The organism is Amaricoccus tamworthensis (assembly GCF_049800875.1).
GTDB classification, from domain to species: domain Bacteria; phylum Pseudomonadota; class Alphaproteobacteria; order Rhodobacterales; family Rhodobacteraceae; genus Amaricoccus; species Amaricoccus tamworthensis.
In genome coordinates, this window is the sequence record NZ_JBNAFV010000002.1 from 424,379 (window position 1) to 438,296 (window position 13,918).

The window sequence follows — 13,918 nt, forward strand, 5'->3', positions numbered from 1 at the left end:
CGGACATCACAGAATTTAGTTCAGGAGCAAGAAGTATATGGTCTTGCAATACTTCCGCACGTCCAAATCCGCGACACCAGAGGCGAAGGCGTCTGCCGCCGCACCCGTAGTTGCATTTCAGGGTGCGGGACGTGCTGCATGGTCCGCGCGGGACAACTTAACACTCACAAGAGTGGGATTCCTCAATAATCCGGTCGCTTATCGATCTGTGAAACTGATTGCTGAGGCGGCGGCAGCCGTTCCGGTGGTTGTACAGGATGAGGAACGGCGCTTTGACGTGCACCCGTTCCTCCAGCTGTTGCGATCACCCAATCCGGGGCAGTCGGGCGCCGCGCTGCTTGAAAGCTTCTACGGCCACCTGTTGTTGAACGGTGATGGGTTTCTTGAGGCCGCCGGAGAGCAGTTTTCCGGTGGGCCGGGCGAATTGTATGTACTGCGGTCCGACCGAATGAAAGCCGTGCCCGGGTCCGATGGATGGCCCGTAGCCTATCAATATCATGTAGGGGCGAACAAACACACGTTTGACATGCAGTCGGAACGGCCGCCGATCCTGCACGTCAAACTGTTTCACCCTCAGGATGATCATTATGGCCTGTCACCGCTGATGGCGGCTGCGAGCGCGATGGATGTGCATAATTCAGCAAGTACGTGGTCGAAGAGCCTGTTGGACAACGCGGCACGTCCGTCCGGTGCCATCGTTTACAAAGGTGCCGACGGAATGGGCGCGATGGGGCCGGATCAGTACGCCCGCCTTGTCGATGAAATTGAATCGCATCACCAGGGCGCCCGGAATGCCGGGAGACCCATGCTTCTTGAGGGCGGGTTGGACTGGAAGCAAATGGGCTTTTCTCCATCCGATATGGAGTTTCAGAAAACCAAGGAGGCCGCTGCACGGGATATTGCTCTGGCCTTTGGTGTCCCGCCAATGATCCTGGGGCTCCCGGGTGACAACACTTACGCCAATTACCAGGAAGCTCACCGGGCATTTTATCGGCTAACGATCTTACCACTGGTTACAAAAACGATGGCAGCCCTCTCAGGATGGATGCCGGCATTCTACGGTGCCGATTTTCAGGTGAAAGTGGACGAGGACAATGTTCCGGCCCTGGCGTCGGAACGGGAGGCACTTTGGAGCAGGATCAGTGCAGCGGATTTTCTTAGTGACGAGGAAAAACGGCATTTGCTCGGACTTCCGCGACTTCAGGACTGAGTATGAACCATTCACATGATCGGGGAGGGGGTTCCCGTTTCCTGTATGAACCTTTTCAGCCGTCTTCCCAGCCGTTGAGTTGCAAGCATCAGGACATGCTCGACAAGATGGTTCCGGCGGAAGAGATCCGGGAGAAGTTCCGGGAGATCGATGTCCTTCTTGAGGAAAGAAACCGGCGCATTTGGCTGTTTCAGACGATCAAAGCCGTAGCGGCCTGGGCGATGGTCGTATCTGCAGGGTGGATGGCACTGCGAGGGGTTGCCTGGGATTTTCTTAAAGGAATTCAGCAATGAGGCGATGCTTTCCAGCGCTGGCCGGTGTCTTTCTTGGAACGCTTTTGACCTGGAGCATCGTACCGGCTCTCGGCAACGTTCTCCACAGCGCGGTTCCGGCAAGTCGTTGGTTGGACGTCAGGTCGATTAAAGTGAGTGATTCCCGTGTGGGTAAAAGTCCCCGCGTTGAGGTTGTGCGCGAGGTTCGCCGTTCGGTAAACGCGGGATGGACCGTGACGCTTCACAAGGTCACTCCGGCCGGCCTCGAGCTTGTTTGTGCGCGATCGGGCAATACCGATTTTCGCGCGAACTGGATTACGCCCAAAAACACCGACCTGAACTGGTGGATGAATGTGCCGGTCAATCCTCCCTGCAATCCGGTGGTGGTCGGATCCTACGTTGTCACGATGGTTTGGACGCTCCAGGCCAATGGGTTTCCGCCGAAGGTGACCCGGGGAATGAGTAACAAATTTGAGGTGACCGAATGATCCCGACACTTGATGACCATTCTGGCCTGGAAACCAAGTTCAAACGGTTCGACGACCAATTGGCGTTGCGGGAAGGAGCCGAGATTTCCGGTTACGCGTCGCTCTTTGGGGCAACTGATCAGGGTGGTGATGTTGTGCAGAGCGGTGCGTACGACGTATCGCTTCGCAAGCTGTTCAGCTCCGGCTCAAATGTCAAAATGCTCTGGCAGCATGATCCCACCAAGCCCATTGGTGTTTGGGACGAGGTCAGGGAGGACAGCCGCGGTCTCTTTGTAAGTGGTAGGCTTCTACTTGAGGTCCAGCAGGCCCGCGAAGCGCACGCCTTGTTAAAGGCCGGTGCCATCGACGGTCTCTCCATTGGATACCGAACCGTGCGAAGCGAAAAGAGCGGTTCGGGCCAAAGACTGTTGCACGAGATTGAGCTTTGGGAGGTTTCACTCGTGACCTTCCCGATGCTGCCGCAAGCGCGGGTACAGGCAGAGGCTTCCGATGAGGAAGACGACCTGGCTCGGACCCTGGCGGACACGTTCCGCGCAGCCAGGGAAATGATGGCCTGACATCCAGGACACAATCAAAACTGTCATCAAGGAATTAGGTTGATGAAATCATCTGAGACCAAATCCCGGGCGGAGCACTCTGGCCCGGGTGCAGGCCCGCATGTCGAAGTCAAAGCTGCGCTCACGGGTTTCATAAGTGAATTCAGCGCGTTTCAGTCCGAAATCAAGTCGAAACTCAAGGAACAGGAATCCCGTTTGGCCATGCTTGATCGCAAATCTACATCTATGAACCGTCCACCACTGTCGTCTGCATCTGAGACTGAAACGCCGCACAAGAAGGCTTTCGCTGCATATTTGCGTACTGGTGACGATGACGGACTGCGTGGGCTCGGTGTGGAAGAGAAGGCTCTTTCGACCGCAGTGTCCGCTGATGGTGGGTATTTGGTCGATCCCAAAACCGCCAGCGAGATTGTCGGAGTGCTCCGCGATGCGTCGTCCATTCGATCGATAGCCAATGTGGTCACGGTCGAAGCAACTGCATTCGATGTGTTGGTTGACCACAGTGATATCGGTGCCGGCTGGGCAACCGAGGATGGCGATACGGAAGAAACCTCGACGCCCCAGGTGGACCGCATTTCCATTCCGTTGCATGAGCTTTCCGCTCTTCCCCGGGCGTCGCAGCGCCTGCTTGATGACAGTGCGTTCGACGTTGAGGGTTGGCTGGCTCAGCGCATTGCGGACAAATTTAGTCGTGCCGAGGCCTCAGCTTTTGTTTCAGGTGATGGACAGGACAAGCCGAAGGGGTTCCTGACCTACCCGAAGGTTGACAATGACCTCTGGGATTGGGGAAGCATCGGTTACGTTCCGACTGGTGCAGCCGGAGATTTCAACGGCGCGGAACCGGCCGATGCCATCGTTGATCTGGTCTATTCTCTCGGTGCAAGATACCGAGCGCACGCCAGTTTTGTCATGAATTCGAAGACTGCCGGTGCGGTCAGAAAAATGAAAGATGCGGACGGCCGCTTTCTTTGGTCTGATGGCCTTTCGGCGGGTGAACCCGCGCGATTGATGGGATATCCCGTGCTTATTGCTGAGGACATGCCCGATATATCTGACAACAGCTTTGCGATTGCCTACGGTGATTTTGGCGCCGGTTACACGGTCGCGGAGCGTCCGGACCTTCGCATTCTACGCGACCCTTTCTCGGCAAAACCGCATGTACTGTTTTATGCGACAAAACGCATCGGCGGTGATGTCAGTGACTTCGCCGCTATCAAACTTCTAAAGTTTGCTGCAAGTTAAAACGGTTTAGACGGATCACGTCCGTCTTCAGGTAACCCGGTCCCTGATGGTGCCGGGTTGGGTCGCCTCCGGCACTATCCAGTTGCTGCTCCTCCCTCCGCTCGGGCGGTGTCGGGGGCGTGCCCGCATTTATCAAGTTATTGGGGTTTTTAATGACGGCTTACGTGCTGAAGCAGGTAGGGAAACGTCTGGATTATGTTCTGGACTGGCGAAGCGGATATCTGGAGCCGCTGGAAACCATCATCGACGATCTTGGGTGGGAAATACCGAACTCGCCAGATGGCAAGCGTGATCTCAGGATCACTGAACAGCATCACGACTTCTATCGGTCTTGGGCCGAGTTTAGCGGCGGCATTCCTGGCAAGTTTTACTTGGTGTCAAGCAAGGTGCGAACAAGCCGCGGAAGAGTTCTGTCGCAATCCATTGTCGTCCGTATTGCCATCGTTACCGCGTCAAAATCAGGAGAATAGCATGGTTCTTTCCGAGGTCGGATCACCTACGGTAACCGAGGTGCCAATTCGCGGACTTGCGGATCATTTGCGTCTCGCCTCCGGTTTTTCAGACGACGGCTCTCAGGATGCGCTGTTGGAGAATTATCTTCGTGCAGCGATGTCGGCGATTGAGGCGAGACTCGGGCTCGCGCTTTTGACCAAGGAATATGTCTGCACATTAACAGGTTGGAGGGATGATCACTCACAGAGGTTGCCGATCGGTCCGATCCAGTCCGTGTCCAAGGTTAAGCTCATTGGAACTGATGGTGCCGAAACCCTGCTTGATCCAAACAGTTGGTCGGTAATGAGGGATGCCCGGCGTCCCCGGCTGGTCGGAAAATTTGGTCGTCGGCTTCCCGCGATCCCTCGGGATGGGCATGTGGAGATCCAGTTTGTTGCGGGTTTCTCAGACAATTGGGAGAGTGTGCCCGCTGACTTGAGACAGGCGGTCTACCTGTTGGCCGCTCATTACTACGAAAACAGCGCCGGATCGCCAGATGCCGTGGCAGCCATGCCGTTTGGAGTGCTTATGTTGACCGATCCTTACCGCTCCATGAGCCTTGGTGGGTGTGGCGCATGACTAGGCCGGTCCATCTTGGGCGCAAGCTTGTCCTTGAGGAGCGGGTCAAGCAACCCAACTCTTCGGGTGGGTTTGACGAAAATTGGGTAACGCAGGGAACACACTGGGTTGACCTGCAGCCGCTGACCGGCCGGGAGCGTTTGGTCTCCGGACGGACTGTATCGAAGGCCCGATACAAAATTGTGTGCAGAAATGCGCCGCATTCGAGTCCCGCGAGACCCTCGCCAAGTCAGCGCTTTCGCGAAGGTGGGCGTATTTATGACGTGGTTTCGGTATCCGACCGTGATGCCAAAGGTCGCTACCTTGAAATCATTGCGGAAGAAGGAGCGGTACGATGACCGTCTATTTTTCTTCCGGACTTCAGGCCGCAATCTACCAAACGCTCAAACAGGACGCTACCGTCTCCGACCTAGTCGGTGAAGCTGTTTTTGACGCGCCTCCAGAGGGTGTCTCCGGCGAGTTACCCCGTGAGTTTGTCTCGCTCGGTGCCGAAACGGTGAGACCTTTGAGTACGAAAACCAGTCGTGGAAGTGTCCACGATTTTGTTGTTTCGGTTCACTCAGAGCGAAATGGTTTTGAAGCGGTCAAAGACGTTGCTGGTGCAGTTTGCGAGTGTTTGACGGCAGCGGAACTCCAGTTGCCGCGAGGGACACTTGTTGATCTTCGTTTTCTTCGTGCCCGGGCATCGCGCGGTATGGCACCGGAAAAACGCCGTATCGATCTCCGTTTTCGCGCGACCATCGACGAAGATTAAATCTTAAAATATTTAGAGGATTTCACTCATGTCAGCCCAACGAGGCAGGGATCTTTTGATCAAGCTTGATATTTCAGGCGCAGGTGAATTCGAAACAGTCGCCGGGCTTCGGGCTACGCGTATCACCTTCAATGCGGAGACCGTTGATACAACCAGTATTGAAAGTGCGGGGCGGTGGAGGGAACTGCTTGGCGGAGCCGGGGTGCGTAGTGCGGCGATAGCCGGCTCGGGTATTTTCCGTGATGACGCAACAGACGAGCGCATTCGAGCCATATTTTTTGCTGGTGAGACCCCGAATTTTCAGGTGATCATTCCCGATTTCGGAATTATCGAGGGGCCGTTTCAGTTGACCAGTATTGAATACTCCGGCCAGTACAATGGGGAAGCGGCTTACGAATTGGCGCTAGCCTCTGCTGGTGCCGTCGAATTCGAGTCTATTTAAAATGGCAAATCCGTATCGCGGCGAAGTTGCGATCGTTATTGAGGGCCAGACACGCATTATGCGGCTGACTCTGGGTTCGCTGGCTGAGCTTGAAACGAGATTGGGCAGTGACTCTCTGTCCGAGATGATCCGTCGCTTTGAGACCGGAGATTTTCGGGTCAGGGACCTGATTTGTCTGATCACCGCAGGGCTTAACGGCGGAGGGTGGAAGGTTTCAGAAGAGGAACTTTTGAAGCTCAATATTGAGGGTGGGCCGGTTGCTGTCGCAAGGGCGGCTGCACACCTTTTGAAGATCACGTTCACCCTGCCCGGTGAAGGTGACGTTGAATGAACCGGATTGCCTGGCCGCAATTGATGCGGCTGGGACTTGCCGGACTTGGGCTGACACCGGAGACTTTTTGGCAACTGACTCCGGTTGAACTCATGCTGATGGCCGGAGGAGGCGATGGGCCTCCAGTCCCTACTAGAAAAACCTTCGAAGAACTGGCATCCCGCTTTCCTGATGCCGCGAATGCCGCATGTGATGTGGAGCAGCAGTAATGTCCGAATATGACGATGGCCTGAATGACCTTGAGCACCAATTCTCGGGTCTGGCTGAAACCATTGGTGGTTTGGAGAGCGTTGCGTCCACGTTTCAGCAGGAGCTGCTGGGCGTTCAAAGTGGATTTCGCTCAACTGGTCAGGACGCGGCCAAACTGTCGAATGCGGTTTCATCGACCGTGAGCAGTGCTTTCAAGGACATGATTGTTGACGGTAAAAAACTATCCGATGTGCTCTCCGGTCTGGGGAGAAATATTGCCAATTCCGCACTGAACAGCGCGCTTTCTCCAATCGAAAACGCGGTAGACACCACAGTTGGCAGCGGACTATCGGCGTTCCTGGGGAACATCATGCCGTTCGCAAATGGCGGCGTCTTTTCGAACGGTCGCGTTGGTGCGTTTGCACGTGGTGGCGTAGTGGATGGGCCTTCGCTTTTCCCGACCAGAGGCGGGATGGGATTGATGGGGGAGGCGGGTCCGGAGGCAATTATCCCTCTTGCCCGTGGCGCGGATGGACGGTTGGGCGTGAAGGCCGGTGGCGTCGGAAAAAGCTCGGTGAACGTGACGATGAATGTTTCGACGAACGATGCTGCGAGCTTCCAACGATCACAAAGCCAGATTGCGGCTGAAATGAACCGGGCCATCCAACGTGGCCAGAGAAATCTTTGAAGGGTTCTGCGAATGAGTTTTCACGAGGTTCGGTTTCCGACAGATCTGTCTATTGGTTCCGGTGGCGGTCCGGAGCGGCGTACTGAAATTGTAACTCTGAGCAACGGTTTCGAGGAACGTAATTCGCCGTGGGCACATTCCAGACGGCGCTATGACGCCGGTTTGGGTGTCCGCTCCCTGGATGATCTTTCTGATGTCATCGAATTCTTTGAAGCCAGACACGGTCAATTGTTCGGTTTTCGATGGAAAGACTGGAGCGACTTCAAGTCGTGCAAACCGTCGAAGACACCGTCCGCTTTCGATCAGGCGATCGGTGTTGGGGACGGCACTAAAAAAACGTTCCAAATATCAAAGACCTACGCCCATGGCCCGACAAAATACGTGCGCCCGATATCCAAGCCCGTGAACGGAACCGTGATAGTGGCCGTTGGAAGTCAACTATTGAGCGAATTTCAGGATTATTCGATCGACTACTCGTCGGGAACGATTACGTTTGATGCGGCGCCGGCTGAAGGCGCTGCTGTCACGTGCGGGTTCGAGTTTGATGTGCCGGTGCGGTTTGATACCGAACGCATTTCCACAAGTCTCACGAGTTTTGCGGCAGGCGAGATTCCCAATATTCCAGTGATCGAGGTGAGGGTCTAATGCGAATGATCCCTGTGGATATGCAGGCCAATCTCGACTCTGGAGCAACCCGGCACTGTCGATGTTGGAAAATCAGTCGCAAGGACGGAATGGTTTTTGGTTTTACGGACCATGACGACGCGATGCGGTTTGAAGGCGTCGTTTTCGAGGCCAGTACTGGAATGGATGCGGGTGCTATTCAGACTTCGACAGGTCTCAGTGTGGATAACGCTCAGGTTGTCGGCGCACTTAACGCCGCTGCCATTAAAGACGAAGATGTTCTATCGGGGCGGTTCGATGGAGCTGAAATATATCAATGGCTGGTCGATTGGTCGCATCCCGAATTACGTGTGTTGATGTTTCGTGGAACGCTGGGTGAGTTCCGGCGGACGGATGGCGCCTTCGAAGTTGAGCTTCGTGGGATGGCCGAGGAGCTGAACAAGCCGGTTGGGCGCAGCATACTGAAAACCTGTGACCGAAGACTGGGGGACGCAAAGTGTGGTTTTGACATGTCTCTCCCGGGGTTTTCCGCGGAATCTGAAGTTTTTGAGCTTGGCGATGGTGCTGGTTTCACTGCGACAGATCTTTCTGGGTACGAGCCGGGTTGGTTTTCGAATGGAACGATAACGTGGCTCAGTGGCGCAAATGAAGGAACCACTCAATCAATTAAGGCTGACAAGCTGATTGGTGATGAAGATCGTGTGATCGAATTGTGGAGAATGCCGGGTTCTCCGATGCGGGTTGGTGACAGGTTTCGGATCGTCGCAGGGTGTGACAAAACTGCGGATACCTGCGCGGCTAAGTTTTCCAACTTACTGAATTTCCGGGGATTTCCTCATTTGCCATACGAGGACTGGGTCGCTGCCTATCCCAAGGACGGAGCACTACATGACGGATCAAGCCTCAGAAACGGATAGGAAGCCTGACCACCATGTGGTTTCTAAAGCAAGGGACTGGATTGGTACACCTTACAGGCATCAGGCGAGTTGTAAGGGCGCCGGTACCGACTGTCTCGGTTTGCTGAGGGGGCTGTGGCGGGAGATTATCGGCGAAGAACCGGTGGACATTCCCGCTTACAGTCCTGACTGGTCAGAGACCGGCGATGAGGAAGTATTGCTTGATGCAGCAACGTTACACCTGAAGCCGGTAGCCAGACAGCACGCCGTAGAGGGTGACATACTCGTCCTCAGAATGCGGAACAACGCGATTGCCAAACACGTCGGAGTATTGGCTGCCAGCCAGGCCGGCTATCCGACGATGATTCATGCCTATTCAGGGCAAGGGGTCACCGAGTCTCCCCTGACAGATTCATGGATGCGAAACTTGGCTGGCGTGTTTTGTTTTCCTTACAGGAGTAACTAATGGCAACTCTGGTGCTGTCCGCCGCGGGTGCGGCTGTTTCCGGGTCATTTGGCGGCTCTATCGCCGGCATTTCCACACTCGCGATGGGCAAAGCTGCCGGTGCGATGCTTGGCAACTCCATAGACCAAATGATTCTTGGGGCCGGGGCTGCGCCGGTGCAGACCGGAAGAGTTGACCAATTCAGGGTTATGGGGGCGAGTGAAGGCACTCCGCTACCCAGAGTTTTTGGAAGAACTCGTGTGGCTGGTCAACTGATCTGGTCAAGCAGGTTTTTGGAGACGGTCAATCAACAAAATGTAGGTGGAAAAGGGGGCGGCCAGAAGGTCAAGGAGTTCTCCTATTCCATCAGTGTTGCGCTAGCTTTGTGTGAGGGAGAGGTGGTTCGTATTGGCCGAATTTGGGCTGATGGTCAGGTGGTGGACCAATCCGATCTCGTTATGCGTCTGCATCGTGGTACGGAAAGTCAGATTCCCGATCCGTTGATTGCTGCAATTGAGGGGTCCGATTCCGCTCCTGCCTATCGGGGGACAGCTTATGTCGTTCTGGAGAACCTGCAACTTGCTCCTTTTGGGAACAGAATTCCGCAACTGAACTTCGAAGTCATTCGTCGTCCAGAGGTGGATGAGGCCGTTGCAGGCCGAAATCCGGTTAAAGACATCAAGGGTGTGGCGCTGGTTCCCGGCACGGGAGAATATTCTCTTGCTGCGCAGCCGGTAAAATACTCCCGTACGAATGGTGAAACGATTTATGTGAACGTTCACAATGATCTGGGTAAACCGGATTTTGTTGCCTCAATGGAGCAGATGGAGGCGGAACTCCCTCAGGCGGACGCTGTCTCGCTTGTTGTCTCCTGGTTTGGTGATGATCTGCGATGCAGCCACTGTTCACTGCAGCCGATGGTTGAGCAAAAGCTGGAAGATGGAGATCCAATTCGCTGGGAGGTTTCCGGCGCCACGCGGGATGAAGCGCGGCAGGTAAGCTTGATTGACGGAATTCCCCTTTTTGGCGGCACTCCAGCTGATGCAACGGTTGTCGAATCCATTCGGTATATGAGGGCTCGGAACAAGCGCGTGATGTTCTATCCGTTTATCCTGATGGATATCACTGAAGAAAACGAACTGCCCGACCCATGGTCAAACGGCGTGCAGCCTGTGGTTCCGTGGCGCGGCCGAATAACGCTCTCCAAGGCACCGGGTCGGGAGGGTTCTCCCGACAAAACCAGTGAGGCCGGGTATCAGGTGGATGCCTTCTTTGGCTCGGCTTCTCTCGATGATTTTAAAATTGAGGGTGATAGGGTTACTTACGTCGGGACGGATGGATGGACCTACCGGCGGTTCGTCCTGCACTATGCGCACCTCTGTGCGGTAGCGGGAGGAGTTGAGTCGTTTTGTATTGGCTCCGAATTCCGAGGTTTGACATCCATTCGGGATTCCGCGGCCGGGTACCCCTCCGTTGAAAAACTTCGTGAATTGGCCGCGGATGTGCGAGCTGTACTGGGTAGCGATGTAAAGATTGGTTACGCTGCCGACTGGTCCGAGTATTTCGGGCACCGCCCCGACGATGGTTCCAATGACGTGATTTTTCATTTGGACCCGCTGTGGGCTGATCCCGATATAGATTTCATTGGTATCGACAATTACATGCCGCTCTCGGACTGGAGGGATGCGTCCGAACATGCTGACGCGGATTTCGGTTCAATTTACTCAATGGATTACCTGACCAGGAACGTCGCGGGCGGCGAGGGGTATGATTGGTACTATGCGGACGCTCAGGGGCGAGAGGATCAAACCCGAATTCCGATTGAGGATACTGCATATGGCGAGGACTGGGTCTTTCGTAACAAAGACATCAAAAGTTGGTGGTCAAATCGACACTACAATCGCATAGGTGGCGTTAAGCGGGATGAGCCGACGGAGTGGCTGCCTGAGTCCAAACCAGTTTGGTTTTCTGAACTTGGTTGTCCAGCCGTCGACAAGGGCACCAACCAACCGAACGTCTTTCATGACCCCAAGTCGTCGGAGAGTTTTTTTCCTTACTATTCGTCGGGCGCGCGAGACGATTTTATCCAATACCGTTACCTCCAGGCGATGTTTGCCTATTGGGAAGACGATCGCCACAACCCGCGTTCTGGAGAATACGACGGAACGATGGTCGACCTGTCGCATGCATACGTCTGGGCCTGGGACGCCAGGCCGTGGCCCGACTTTCCGGCCAGAACGGAAACGTGGACCGACGGGGTAAATTATGCTCGCGGGCATTGGCTAAATGGCAGGACCTGTTCGGCCTCGCTGGCGGAAGTTGTGGCGGAGGTGACCGATCGTTCCGGTGTTTCCGATGTCCGGTTGGATGATCTGCACGGCATGGTGACCGGCTACTCCATCAATGACATTGAAACCGCACGCCAGAGTCTGCAGCCACTACAACAGGTTTATGGGTTCGACAGTTTTTCGAGTGGCAAAGACCTGGAGTTTGTTTCCAGAGGGACAGGCCGGGCCCACGAGATCATGCGCAGCGATTTCGTGCAGCATGGAACTGAAGCTGATCAAACCCTGAAGCGTGTACCAAACATAGAGGCGGCGGGTCGGGTCGTGCTTGGATACGTTGATGGTGGGAACGATTACTCCAGTGGGGCGGTCGAGGCAGTTGATCCGGAGAATTCTGAACCTCATACGTCGAGGACCAGCTATCCAATTGTGCTTGGATCAGGTGAAGCCAAGACCGTAGTAAATCGGTGGCTTTCTGAATCCCAGGTCGCCCGGGACCAGATTTCTTTTGTGCTTCCGCCGTCTTCGTTGCGGGTAATGGCCGGTGACAGCATCTCATTGATCCACGGTCAATTGAAGGCGACCTATCGGGTCGATCGTATCGACGAGTTGGGGCATCGGGTGGTCAACGCGGTGAGGACGGATACTGGACTTTTTGTAAAGGAGTTTTTTCAGGAGCCGGACTTAACCGTACCAAGAATCGACAAAATCGGACCCGTAAATTACCGGTTTTTGGATATTCCACTGCTGCGCGGAACGGAGGTTCCATATGCACCACATTTTGCAGTTTCCTCTTATCCGTGGCAGAGCAACGTTTCAGTGTACTCTTCGTCAAGTGAGACCGACAACGGTTACACAAAGAATATTGAGGTAACTCAGCCATCAGTCATTGGCCAAACGCTGGATGCCATTCCCGCCGGTCGTCCCGGGGAGTGGTTGAATTCCGGCTTCCGGGTGAGAATTACCGCGGGCGTTCTCAGTAGCCGAAGCGAAGCGGAAGTGTTGAATGGTGCCAATGTCGCGGCAGTCCGAGGTCACGAAAATGCGGATTGGGAGATTATTCAGTTTCAATCTGCAGAACTTCAGGGTCCCAACGAGTATTTGCTTTCAAAACTCCTGCGTGGTCAGGCTGGGACTGACGCAGTAACTCCACGAAGCTGGCCGCCAAATTGTGATTTTGTGGTTCTTGATGGGGCTCAACAACAAATCGACATTGCTCAGTCAGCTCGTGGGCTCGAGAGGCATTATCGGGTTGGCCCTGCTCACAAGTCGTATGACTCGGATACCTATCGGTATGAAACATTGGCTTTTGAAGGTGTTGGACTACGGCCTTATGCTCCGGTCCACCTGAGTGCTCAAATTAGGGCGAACGGAGATATTTTCGTTTCCTGGGTACGACGAACCAGAATTGATGGGGACAGTTGGGCCGGATTTGATGTGCCGTTGGGTGAGCAATCCGAAAAGTACCACGTTAAAATCTTTGACGGTACAACCTTGGTTGCCGACAAAACTGTGAACAATCCCGGATTCCTTTACTCACAGCAGGATAAGGCCGTTCACGGGATCAGTACCAGTAAACAACTTGCATTTGAAATAGCGCAGATTTCCGAAAGTTATGGGCCTGGGCCTTGTCAGAGGATCGAATTGAATGAACAAAACGGCTAATCTTCAGCTTCCGTTGCTTCAGGCGGCCCAGGCCCAAAAACACGTTACTGTCAACAGTTCGCTGACCATGTTGGACACGCTGGTCCAGTTGCGAGTTAAGTCTTCGACTGAAGTGTCGGCTCCTCCTTCGCCGGCTGAAGGTGAAAGCTACATTGTGCCTGAAGGTGCAACCGGGAGTTGGCAGGGTTTTGAGGGTAAAATAGCCGTCTACATCAATGGAGGGTGGTTGTTTCACAATTCCAAACCTGGATGGCGGGTTTGGGATGACGCCACATCGGCCACATATATCTATGATGGTGCTAGGTGGGTCGGCGGAGCTGTTGCGGTTTCTTCCGGAGGTGCCGCAACAATAAGCCAAGTGATCGAGTTTGATCATCCGGTTGCACCGGGAGCGTCACATTTCACGGACGTCGCAATTCCAGCCAACACCTTGGTTTATGGAATTTCCGGCAGGGTAACTTCGGATTTGGCCGATGGCACTTTGATGTCTTGGCGGCTGGGCGTGCAGGGGTCAGACAACCGCTATGGGTCCAATTTTGGTGTCTCTGAGAACAGCACGGTTCTCGGCTTGAGCGGCGCGCCTGTCGCCTATTACCAGGACACTCCCTTGCTGTTAACTGCGGACAACGGCGACTTTTCGGCGGGGGAGGTCCGTCTGGCAATTCATTGCACCACACTTCTTCCACCGCGGACAGTCTAAAGCTGGAAAGTAACTGGAGTTGCGGGTGAGCAGGTCATCAGTCACGAAGTCTTGCAATT

18 protein-coding genes are annotated in these 13,918 nt (G+C 54.6%); all 18 read left to right on the forward strand.

Annotated elements, in window-relative coordinates:
• The first annotated feature begins 37 nt into the window (after window positions 1-37).
• The 18 genes from ACP15P_RS06350 (at window position 38) to ACP15P_RS06435 (ending at window position 13,859) form a co-directional block, all read left to right on the forward strand.
• Window positions 38-1,210, forward strand: a complete 1,173-nt coding sequence (locus ACP15P_RS06350) for a phage portal protein (protein WP_424927666.1) — start codon at window positions 38-40, stop codon at window positions 1,208-1,210.
• Window positions 1,211-1,212: 2 nt separating this feature from the next.
• A complete protein-coding gene (locus ACP15P_RS06355; RefSeq protein WP_424927667.1) occupies window positions 1,213-1,503 on the forward strand; it encodes a hypothetical protein in 291 nt (96 codons plus the stop codon).
• A 131-nt stretch (window positions 1,504-1,634) separates the two neighbouring features.
• Window positions 1,635-1,970 (forward strand): hypothetical protein, encoded by a 336-nt coding sequence (locus ACP15P_RS06360; RefSeq protein ID WP_424927668.1) that lies wholly within the window; start codon window positions 1,635-1,637, stop codon window positions 1,968-1,970.
• Window positions 1,967-2,527, forward strand: a complete 561-nt coding sequence (locus ACP15P_RS06365) for an HK97 family phage prohead protease (RefSeq protein WP_424927669.1) — start codon at window positions 1,967-1,969, stop codon at window positions 2,525-2,527. The genes ACP15P_RS06360 and ACP15P_RS06365 overlap by 4 nt, the downstream gene beginning before the upstream one ends.
• Before the next feature lie 42 nt (window positions 2,528-2,569).
• On the forward strand, window positions 2,570-3,769 hold the full coding sequence (locus ACP15P_RS06370; protein ID WP_424927670.1) for a phage major capsid protein: 1,200 nt from the start codon (window positions 2,570-2,572) through the stop codon (window positions 3,767-3,769).
• Window positions 3,770-3,888: 119 nt separating this feature from the next.
• A complete protein-coding gene (locus ACP15P_RS06375; protein ID WP_424927671.1) occupies window positions 3,889-4,239 on the forward strand; it encodes a phage fiber-tail adaptor protein in 351 nt (116 codons plus the stop codon).
• Window position 4,240: 1 nt separating this feature from the next.
• A complete protein-coding gene (locus tag ACP15P_RS06380; protein ID WP_424927672.1) occupies window positions 4,241-4,840 on the forward strand; it encodes a head-tail connector protein in 600 nt (199 codons plus the stop codon).
• Window positions 4,837-5,178 (forward strand): phage head closure protein, encoded by a 342-nt coding sequence (locus ACP15P_RS06385; RefSeq protein ID WP_424927673.1) that lies wholly within the window; start codon window positions 4,837-4,839, stop codon window positions 5,176-5,178. The genes ACP15P_RS06380 and ACP15P_RS06385 overlap by 4 nt, the downstream gene beginning before the upstream one ends.
• Window positions 5,175-5,594 carry a DUF3168 domain-containing protein gene (locus ACP15P_RS06390; RefSeq protein WP_424927674.1) on the forward strand — a complete coding sequence of 140 codons (420 nt, stop codon included), beginning with the start codon at window positions 5,175-5,177 and terminating at the stop codon, window positions 5,592-5,594. The genes ACP15P_RS06385 and ACP15P_RS06390 overlap by 4 nt, the downstream gene beginning before the upstream one ends.
• Before the next feature lie 28 nt (window positions 5,595-5,622).
• A complete protein-coding gene (locus ACP15P_RS06395; protein WP_424927675.1) occupies window positions 5,623-6,036 on the forward strand; it encodes a phage major tail protein, TP901-1 family in 414 nt (137 codons plus the stop codon).
• Window position 6,037: 1 nt separating this feature from the next.
• A complete protein-coding gene (locus ACP15P_RS06400) occupies window positions 6,038-6,367 on the forward strand; it encodes a gene transfer agent family protein (protein ID WP_424927676.1) in 330 nt (109 codons plus the stop codon).
• Window positions 6,364-6,576, forward strand: coding sequence for a rcc01693 family protein (locus ACP15P_RS06405; RefSeq protein WP_424927677.1), 213 nt, complete (start codon window positions 6,364-6,366; stop codon window positions 6,574-6,576). The genes ACP15P_RS06400 and ACP15P_RS06405 overlap by 4 nt, the downstream gene beginning before the upstream one ends.
• The gene (locus ACP15P_RS06410; RefSeq protein ID WP_424927678.1) at window positions 6,576-7,244 is read left to right on the forward strand and encodes a phage tail tape measure protein; all 669 of its coding nucleotides are present in this window, start codon (window positions 6,576-6,578) and stop codon (window positions 7,242-7,244) included. Before ACP15P_RS06405 ends, ACP15P_RS06410 begins: the two co-directional genes overlap by 1 nt.
• Before the next feature lie 12 nt (window positions 7,245-7,256).
• Window positions 7,257-7,889, forward strand: a complete 633-nt coding sequence (locus tag ACP15P_RS06415; RefSeq protein WP_424927679.1) for a phage distal tail protein, Rcc01695 family — start codon at window positions 7,257-7,259, stop codon at window positions 7,887-7,889.
• Window positions 7,890-7,894: 5 nt separating this feature from the next.
• Complete coding sequence (locus ACP15P_RS06420; RefSeq protein ID WP_424927680.1) at window positions 7,895-8,785, forward strand: DUF2163 domain-containing protein; 891 nt, start codon at window positions 7,895-7,897, stop codon at window positions 8,783-8,785.
• Entirely contained in the window at window positions 8,757-9,230 is a 474-nt protein-coding gene (locus ACP15P_RS06425; protein WP_424927681.1) for an NlpC/P60 family protein, read from the forward strand. Before ACP15P_RS06420 ends, ACP15P_RS06425 begins: the two co-directional genes overlap by 29 nt.
• The gene (locus ACP15P_RS06430) at window positions 9,230-13,159 is read left to right on the forward strand and encodes a baseplate multidomain protein megatron (protein WP_424927682.1); all 3,930 of its coding nucleotides are present in this window, start codon (window positions 9,230-9,232) and stop codon (window positions 13,157-13,159) included. Before ACP15P_RS06425 ends, ACP15P_RS06430 begins: the two co-directional genes overlap by 1 nt.
• A complete protein-coding gene (locus ACP15P_RS06435) occupies window positions 13,143-13,859 on the forward strand; it encodes a DUF2793 domain-containing protein (protein ID WP_424927683.1) in 717 nt (238 codons plus the stop codon). Before ACP15P_RS06430 ends, ACP15P_RS06435 begins: the two co-directional genes overlap by 17 nt.
• The last annotated feature ends 59 nt before the right edge of the window (window positions 13,860-13,918 follow it).